Origin of the sequence: Gelidibacter sp. (assembly GCF_039916245.1) — a bacterium.
Classification (GTDB): domain Bacteria; phylum Bacteroidota; class Bacteroidia; order Flavobacteriales; family Flavobacteriaceae; genus Gelidibacter.
On the sequence record NZ_JBDSLS010000301.1, the window covers coordinates 1 to 8,368 of the forward strand.

Sequence of the window (8,368 nt, forward strand, 5' to 3'; positions counted from 1 at the left end):
TTTTCGGGGTTTCCAATTGAGGTTGATCTCTTGACTTTGAATGCTATCAGCCCATAAAAGGCCTAAAAAAATGAAGATGATTTTTGAGATGTTCATGAAATGACTGGATAGTTTTATTTGGTACATAGATGCTTTTTATACAGCTTATTAAATGGCTTTTAGCTTACTGAAAAACGAGGTGTTCAAATTCTATTTCTTTAAACAACGCGCTCCTCGCAATTAATTCGGAAGTTTTTAAGCGCCTAAAGATAAAGCGTTTTTTCGAGACGCTTGTGGTAAACCAATGGATGAAGCATTGGTCATAGATTTTTTAGTACTGAAAATCTCAATCTATCGTAGGTTTTATCTTTTTCAAGAGCGAAAGGATACTTATAGACTTTGAAAAGGAGTTTCTTAAATATTATTTAGCATTGCTTTACAATCCCTGACGCCACTAAAATTCACGAAATGATTTCTGGATAGAAATATAGAATATCTAAAAAACGACTTAATTCCAAAATCGGAAAGGAAAGTCAAGATTTGTGCTACTCAAATAATATGCGTTTAAAGTAATTTTACTATCACAAATAAGCTTTATCCTACGCTTTGCAATGGCACGAAAAAGTATTTTTTTATTAATGACGATCTACATGCTCGGTATCTTTGTTGGCGGCAACGTTTGCAATGCAGCTGAGATGAAAAATAGCATCGAAGTTCAAGTAAAAAGTGAGGTCATTAACTATGATGAAACTGCTGCGCTTATAGAAAATCCTTCTGAAGCCACTTACCACCCTAATTGTATTTTATCAGAAAACACTAATGAAGATAATCAATCTGATATCTCCTTTATAAAATTATCCCCATCGCCCACGGTTGCTTTTTGCAAGCGCTCAATTTCTAATGATCTTGTAGAACGCTGTAAATTGAAAATTGACGGATTACTAAAGGGGAATATGCCGCCGATATATAGTGTGTCGCGAACTATTCTCTTTCATAGTTTACAAATTAATTTCTAAATTTTTGTAACAGCACTTAGTGCTGGTTTAGCTTGACGTGATTTTAATTAAGATGTTTTTTAATCATAACATCACTTTAAGATTGCCACCGTACTAAATTCAGAATGACACCTTAGTTATTGTATTCAAGTTTTTTCTAAACGTTTTTTAGCAAAGTAGCTCTGAATACAGACTCCTGGTTTCTGAATATTAACGAATCGTTTATCTTATTTTCAAAGTTTTCATTTTAAGGGTTTTATCCCTAGGATTCTGTGGCTATTGACTTTTCGGAAATATGACTTGACAATACTACTATCGCAATTTTCAACCCATTTAATAATCAAATAAAATCCAATATTATGCATTTAACACCCAGAGAGATTGAGAAGTTGATGCTGCACCAAGCAGGTGAACTGGCTCAAAAGAGAAAAGCCCGCGGCTTAAAATTGAACTATCCTGAAGCCATTGCGCTTATTAGCAGTGAGTTGATGGAACGTGCCCGCGATGGTAAAACGGTTGCCGAATTGATGCAATACGGCGCGACACTTCTTCGCAGAGAAGATGTGATGGAGGGCGTTCCAGAAATGATTCACGATGTCCAAATCGAAGCCACATTTCCTGATGGAACTAAATTAGTAACGGTGCACAATCCAGTGCGATAATCTTAAAACATAGCATTATGATTCCAGGAGAAATTATCCTTAAAGACAAGGCCATCATTTGTAATGAAGGCCGAAAAACGATAAAAATAAAAGTCACCAATACGGGTGATAGACCTATTCAGGTAGGATCTCATTATCATTTTTTTGAAGTAAACAGAATGATGTCTTTTGACAGAGAAAAAGCATTTGGTATGCGCTTAAATATTATTGCGAGCACGGCGGTAAGATTTGAACCAGGAGAAGTGAAAGAAGTGGAGCTAACAGAGTTTGGTGGAGGCCAACGTCTTTTTGGTCACAACAATTTAGTTGATGGCGATCTATCGCCACAAAATAAAGAGACTGCAATGGAAAGATTAGAAGAAGGTAAATTTAAAAATGTCAAATCATGAGTTTAAAAGTAAGTAGAAAAAACTATACGAGCATTTTTGGTCCTACTGTAGGAGACCAAATACGTCTTGGAGATACCGACCTTATTATTGAAATTGAAAAAGACTTCTGCTCTTACGGTGACGAAGCAAAATTTGGAGGCGGAAAAACAGTAAGAGATGGCCAGTGTCAATCTTCAAAAGCATTGCGTGATGAAGGCGTGCTTGACTTTGTTATCTGTGGTGCAACGATTATTGACCACTGGGGCATTGTGAAAGCGGATATCGGCATCAAGGATGGAAAAATCGTCGGCGTTGGTAGAGCGGGAAATCCTGATATCACAGATAATATCACACCCAATATGATCATTGGTGCGGCAACCGAAGTACATGGCGGTCATGGGTATATTGTGACTGCCGGTGGTATTGATACCCACATCCATTTTATCAGTCCATCGCAAATGGAAACTGCTTTATACAGTGGTTTGACCACCTTGATTGGTGGTGGAACAGGTCCTGCTGACGGTACAAATGCGACCACTGTGACGCCAGGTAAATTCAATATTAAAAGAATGTTGCAGGCAGCAGAAGCTTTTCCTGTAAATGTGGGGTTCTTTGGAAAAGGAAACGTTTCAATTGAAGCTCCCATTGCTCAGCAAATTGAAGCAGGAGCCTTAGGTGTAAAAATCCACGAAGATTGGGGTGCCACTCCGGCGGTTATTGATGCGGCTTTAAGAGTAGCGGACAAATATGATGTTCAGGTGGCTATCCATACCGATACCCTTAATGAGAGCGGATTTTTGGAAGACACCATGAATGCTATTGCAGGACGTGTTATCCATACCTTCCATACTGAAGGCGCGGGTGGTGGTCACGCACCAGATATCATCAAAGCAGCGATGTATCCTAATGTATTGCCAGCATCGACAAACCCAACCAGACCTTTTACAAGTAATACTATTGATGAGCATTTAGACATGTTGATGGTTTGCCATCACTTGAGTCCAGAAATTCCTGAGGATGTTTCTTTTGCCGATTCGCGTATTCGTCCTGAAACAATTGCTGCCGAAGATGTGCTTCAAGATATGGGCGTGTTCAGCATCATGAGTTCTGACTCTCAGGCCATGGGCCGTATTGGCGAAGTAGTGATTCGTACCTGGCAAACTGCAGATAAGATGAAGAAGCAAAAAGGGTTTTTGGAAGAAGATAAAGATTCCAAAAACGACAATTTCCGCGCCAAACGCTATATTTCTAAATATACCATCAATCCTGCCATTGCTCACGGGATTTCAAATTATGTTGGCTCAATAGAAGCTGGAAAAATTGCCGATTTGGTTATTTGGAAACCAGCTTTGTTTGGTGTGAAACCAGAAATCATCATGAAAGGTGGTTTGATATCCGCCAGCAAAATGGGAGATGCCAACGCCTCTATTCCTACGCCACAACCTATCATCATGCGTAATATGTACGCCACTTATGGTAGAGCCTTGACAAAATCGGTGTTCAATTTCGTATCTCAGGTTTCTATTGACAAAAATATTGCCGAGGAATACGGATTGCAGAAAACACTTCTTCCAGTTTCAAACTGTAGAAATATTGGTAAGAAAGACATGATTCACAATAATGGGACACCAGAAATCATGGTAAATCCTGAGAATTATAAAGTAAGTATTGATGGTAAGGTGCTCACCTGCGAACCGGTAGACGTACTTCCGTTAGCACAACTTTACTTTTTGTTTTAAGACCTAGAGATTCTTCAGTTTCACTGCGGCAGTACCATTTGGCGTAGTGAAATCGGGGGAAGGTCGACCTAACCTTCTCCTTAAGAGTTTTATGGATGAGAACAAAATCAATTTGACTTTAATTTAAATCTTGTAATTGTGTGCGCAGTTTTTTCAGAGCTACAAGTGCAGGACAGCGTCCTAATGCGTTAGGATTCTTCAACCAAAAAGAACAAAACCAATAGTGAGAGCAGATGTGTGATTGACACAATGGGCGGAGCTGTTTTTTAAATGACGATGCCGTATTGTGGTTATTGACAGATCTGCTTCAGGTATTGGTGCTTCGAAAAACATCGCTTTAAAAAGAAAAAACAATGATTATACAACAGATCATAGGAAATATAAAAACACATCCGATTGTAGGCCTTGATGTTGATGTTCTCGAAATTGAATGGTTTGAAACTACGAAGCGCATTCAGCGCAAACGCACTAATTCAGGGATGGAAATTGCCATAAAGTTTATTCAGGAAGGACAACGCCTGCATCAAGATGACATTCTCTATCAGGATGATAAAAAAGTGGTGGTCGTTCACATCAAACCTTGTGAAGCTATCGTAATGACGCCGGCTTCTCTTTTAGAAATGGGAACCATCTGCTATGAAATCGGAAACAAACATCTGCCGTTATTTATTCAGAATGATCAGATCATGATGCCTTTTGAAATGCCGATGTTTCGCTGGTTGGAAGCCAGTGGGTATTCCCCAGAAAAAAAGGAAGTACAGCTTTTGCATTTGCTGAAATCAAACGTGACTCCTCATGGACATGGCGGTGGGTCACTTTTTACAAAAATCTTAAATATCGCATCTTCAAATGACTAATATAGAAAACACATACTTGGGAAGTTTGCTGCATCTGGCCGATCCGACCTTGCCAATTGGCGGTTATTCCCATTCCAACGGATTAGAGACTTACGTTCAAGATGAGGTCGTGCACAGTGTGAAGTCCACTAAGGTATTTGTCACCAACATGTTAAAGTACAACCTTAAATACAATGATGCGTCCTTCTTAAAACTGGCCTATGAAGCAACCGCTGCTAACGATTTGGAAACCATTATTAAACTTGATCAGGAATGCAGTGCTTTAAAAAGTCCGCGTGAAATAAGAGAGGCTAGTCAGAAGTTGGGCATTCGATTAATTAAAATCTTCCGACGCCAAAAAGCTTTTGATATCGTTACTCAATATGAAAAAGCAATCTACAGCAAAGAAGTAACGGCGCACTATTGTATCGCTTTTGGGATGTATGCACAACTGCTTCAAATTCCGTTGGCCGAAGCCTTATTTGCCTTCTATTACAACGCCGCCATCGGGATGATTACCAACTCGGTAAAGTTGGTGCCTTTAGGACAATTGGACGGGCAAGACGTTCTTTTTGAACTCCAGCCGCTAATCAGTCAATTGGCAAAGGAAACATTAACCATTGATAGAGACCTTGTGGGGTTGTGCAATATCGCCTTTGATATTCGCTGCATGCAGCATGAGCGCCTTTACTCAAGATTATACATGTCTTAAAAAACAAATAGAATAATGGAAACAAGAAAATATATCAAAATTGGGGTCGCAGGCCCCGTAGGTTCAGGTAAAACTGCCTTATTGGAACGTTTGAGCCGAAAAATGTTGAACGATTACAATATGGGTGTGATCACCAACGACATCTATACCAAAGAAGATGCAGAATATATGGTGAAAAACAGTTTGTTGCCAAAAGAAAAAATCATCGGTGTTGAAACTGGTGGCTGTCCTCACACTGCAATCCGTGAAGACGCCAGTATGAATTTGGAAGCGGTGGACGAATTAGTATCTCGCTTTCCGGATATTGAACTTATTCTGATCGAAAGTGGTGGCGATAACCTTTCTGCAACCTTCTCTCCAGACCTTGCCGATGTTACGATTTTCGTAATTGACGTGGCCGAAGGTGAGAAGATTCCACGTAAAGGTGGTCCTGGTATCACACGATCTGATTTATTGCTGATTAATAAAATTGACTTAGCGCCCTATGTTGGTGCAAGTTTGGAAGTTATGGAAACGGACGCCAGAAGAATGAGAAAAGGCGCACCATTTGTATTTTCAAATCTTAGAGGAACTGAAGGGATTGATGAGGTTATTGGATGGATCAAAAAATATGCATTATTGGAAGATGTTGAAGAGCCTAACTTAATCCGTTAATTTCATGGTAAGCAACTTAAGAATAGAAGTAGAAGAGCGGGATGGACAGTCTTTTTTAAGAGATGCCTATGTAACGCAACCATTCCGGATTATTCCTGTTGGTCAGTATGAAACTGATGGCGCGTCGTACTTAATGATTATGAGTTCGTCGCCAGGGATTTTAAGTGGGGATAAATACGATATTCAGGTGAATATCAAAAAGAAGGCACGTTTACAGTTGCAGTCGCAATCCTACCAACGTTTGTATAATATGGATCATGACGCTTCGCAGATTATGACAGTCAAAATGCACAAAGGCACTTCTTTTTCGTATGTGCCGCATCCTGTAGTACCGCATGAAGATTCGACGTTTAAAAGTCATAACAAAATATATATCGACGATGATTGCGATCTGACTATCAGTGAAATAATTACTTGTGGGCGCAAGCATTCTGGCGAAGCTTTTAAATATGCTCATTTTCAGAATCTTGTTGAGGTTTATCATCATGACCATTTAATTTTAAAGGATAATGTCCTGCTCAAACCAGAAATTATGCCGTTGGAATCTTTGGGATTGTTGGAAGGGTATTCGCATCAAGGCACGCTTATTTATCTCAATACCAGAAACGAAGATGTTTTGGATCATATCGAACACTTTTATAAAGAATTGGAAGAATTAGAAGGTGTTTCCTTTGGGATCAGTGAGCTTCAGGCAAAAGGATTTGTGATCCGGGTTTTAGGAAACGGCGGCGAGCAGATGTATGATTTCTTCAAAAAAGTGCAACGTGTACTTTGGGAAGAAAAGGTAGAAATAAAAATTTAATTAACCTATGGATTCAAATTTAATAGCATTATCGATCACGGCTATCAGCATTAGTTTTTTTCACACGGCTTCTGGACCTGATCATTATTTGCCCTTTATAGTGCTTTCGCGTTCGCGCAAATGGAGCATGCCCAAAACGATCATGCTCACAATTGTTTGCGGTTTAGGTCATATTTTAAGCTCGGTAGTTTTAGGACTTATTGGTGTGTTCGCAGGATGGCAATTAAATAAGATTACGTTTTTTCAAGACTTCCGTGGCAATATCGCAAGTTGGGCATTATTGCTCTTTGGCGCCATTTACCTTATCTACGGACTTTGGGCCGCCTACAAAAACAAAGCACACAAACACTTTGATGTGATGGGCGATGATGTATTTGTTTACACCCATAAACATGGCGAAGTGGTCATGCCCAAAGATCGTGTCAAAGTAACACCACTAGTGCTTTTTGCCATATTCGTAATGGGACCAAGCGAACCGCTTATTCCATTGCTATTTTATTCAGGACTTAATCGCTCCATAAGTGAAATCTTAACCTTGATTAGTGTCTTTACGGTCAGTACGGTATTAACCATGCTCGGCATGGTGCTTTTGGGAGTTTATGGCTATTCGTTTTTCAAAACAGAAAAACTCGAACGCTATACGCCAGCTATCAGTGGGGCTGTGGTGTTAGTGTGTGGTGTGGGCATGGTCTTTTTAGGCTGGTAATTCAATACAATTCATAGCCCTAGAATTTAAAAGAAAATGAAAATAATAGAAACCATCAAAATAATAGTGCAAACAATACTTAAGGGTATCGGGCAGATTATGCTTCAGGATAGTGCCTGGACGGGCTTACTGTTCCTAATAGCAATAGCACATGACTCTGTCCTTATGGGAGTTGTGGCTTTAGTGAGTACAATTATCGGAACGGCGACGGCTAAAATCTTGAAATTTGACGACACTAATATAAAAGCCGGATTGTATGGATTTAATGCAACGCTAATTGGCGTTGGACTCATATCTGTCTTCGAGTCTAGCCTGCTTATTTGGATTTGTATTATTTTAGGCTCCATACTATCCACCTTATTGATGGAGTTTTCGATTCGAAGAAAGCTTCCATTTTTCACATTTCCTTTTGTCGTAGTGACCGTAATTGCTGTTTTGGCCATAGATCATCTCAGCCTCGCTGGTCATAATACAATAGAAGTAGTAGAGGAAATGTTTGAACTGCAGGATCTTGTCGTCCCAGCGCATGCGTATAGTGAAGTCATTTTTAAAGGCACAATGGTCGCTGGCACACTGTTTTTTTTAGGTGTATTTGTCAACAATCCTACTGCAGCTTTATATGGGTTTGTTGCCGCTTTAATTGCAGGTACCATAGCGCATTTCCATCAGAATAACGTGAAATTAATCGATGATGGGATGTTTAGTTTTAATGCCGTTTTATGTGGTATTGCTTGTAGTGGCATCAAACCTCGGGATGGACTTTACGTGCTTTTATCTGTTGTCATTGCGACCTACTTTGATATTTTCATGATGAATCATGGCTGGATTACTTTGACCTTTCCATTCGTGTTATCTATGTGGATTATTGTTCCGCTAAAAAAGCTTGTGAGTAATTATGAAGAGAAAAGAAGAAGG

Annotated in this window: 10 protein-coding genes; all 10 read left to right on the forward strand. The window is 39.5% G+C overall.

The window, feature by feature from the left end; translation table 11 throughout:
* Nucleotides 1-629: 629 nt before the first annotated feature.
* Nucleotides 630-995 carry a hypothetical protein gene (locus ABIQ28_RS15190; protein ID WP_348038818.1) on the forward strand — a complete coding sequence of 122 codons (366 nt, stop codon included), beginning with the start codon at nucleotides 630-632 and terminating at the stop codon, nucleotides 993-995.
* A 338-nt stretch (nucleotides 996-1,333) separates the two neighbouring features.
* Nucleotides 1,334-1,636 carry an urease subunit gamma gene (gene ureA / locus ABIQ28_RS15195; protein ID WP_348038820.1) on the forward strand — a complete coding sequence of 101 codons (303 nt, stop codon included), beginning with the start codon at nucleotides 1,334-1,336 and terminating at the stop codon, nucleotides 1,634-1,636.
* 17 nt (nucleotides 1,637-1,653) lie between these two features.
* Nucleotides 1,654-2,025 (forward strand): urease subunit beta, encoded by a 372-nt coding sequence (ureB, locus tag ABIQ28_RS15200; protein WP_348038822.1) that lies wholly within the window; start codon nucleotides 1,654-1,656, stop codon nucleotides 2,023-2,025.
* A complete protein-coding gene (gene ureC / locus ABIQ28_RS15205; protein WP_348038824.1) occupies nucleotides 2,022-3,743 on the forward strand; it encodes an urease subunit alpha in 1,722 nt (573 codons plus the stop codon). The genes ureB and ureC overlap by 4 nt, the downstream gene beginning before the upstream one ends.
* Before the next feature lie 353 nt (nucleotides 3,744-4,096).
* Nucleotides 4,097-4,600: an urease accessory protein UreE gene (ureE, locus tag ABIQ28_RS15210; RefSeq protein WP_348038826.1), complete on the forward strand. Its 504-nt coding sequence runs from the start codon at nucleotides 4,097-4,099 to the stop codon at nucleotides 4,598-4,600.
* Nucleotide 4,601: 1 nt separating this feature from the next.
* Entirely contained in the window at nucleotides 4,602-5,291 is a 690-nt protein-coding gene (locus ABIQ28_RS15215; RefSeq protein WP_348038836.1) for an urease accessory protein UreF, read from the forward strand.
* Between the two features lie 15 nt (nucleotides 5,292-5,306).
* Nucleotides 5,307-5,945, forward strand: a complete 639-nt coding sequence (gene ureG / locus ABIQ28_RS15220; RefSeq protein WP_348038828.1) for an urease accessory protein UreG — start codon at nucleotides 5,307-5,309, stop codon at nucleotides 5,943-5,945.
* A 4-nt stretch (nucleotides 5,946-5,949) separates the two neighbouring features.
* Entirely contained in the window at nucleotides 5,950-6,747 is a 798-nt protein-coding gene (locus ABIQ28_RS15225; protein ID WP_348038830.1) for an urease accessory protein UreD, read from the forward strand.
* Between the two features lie 7 nt (nucleotides 6,748-6,754).
* A complete protein-coding gene (locus tag ABIQ28_RS15230; protein WP_348038832.1) occupies nucleotides 6,755-7,453 on the forward strand; it encodes a hypothetical protein in 699 nt (232 codons plus the stop codon).
* A gap of 36 nt (nucleotides 7,454-7,489) precedes the next feature.
* Nucleotides 7,490-8,368 (forward strand): urea transporter (locus ABIQ28_RS15235; protein ID WP_348038834.1); only part of this gene is annotated, 879 nt, incomplete at its 3' end.

Excerpts from the sequence above, each read along its gene's own strand:
- ABIQ28_RS15190 (WP_348038818.1), top strand. The coding sequence starts at position 630 with ATGCTCGGTATCTTTGTTGGCGGCAACGTTTGCAATGCAGCTGAGATG.
- ureA (WP_348038820.1), top strand. The coding sequence starts at position 1,334 with ATGCATTTAACACCCAGAGAGATTGAGAAGTTGATGCTGCACCAAGCA.
- ureB (WP_348038822.1), top strand. The coding sequence starts at position 1,654 with ATGATTCCAGGAGAAATTATCCTTAAAGACAAGGCCATCATTTGTAAT.
- ureC (WP_348038824.1), top strand. The coding sequence starts at position 2,022 with ATGAGTTTAAAAGTAAGTAGAAAAAACTATACGAGCATTTTTGGTCCT.
- ureE (WP_348038826.1), top strand. The coding sequence starts at position 4,097 with ATGATTATACAACAGATCATAGGAAATATAAAAACACATCCGATTGTA.
- ureG (WP_348038828.1), top strand. The coding sequence starts at position 5,307 with ATGGAAACAAGAAAATATATCAAAATTGGGGTCGCAGGCCCCGTAGGT.
- ABIQ28_RS15225 (WP_348038830.1), top strand. The coding sequence starts at position 5,950 with ATGGTAAGCAACTTAAGAATAGAAGTAGAAGAGCGGGATGGACAGTCT.
- ABIQ28_RS15230 (WP_348038832.1), top strand. The coding sequence starts at position 6,755 with ATGGATTCAAATTTAATAGCATTATCGATCACGGCTATCAGCATTAGT.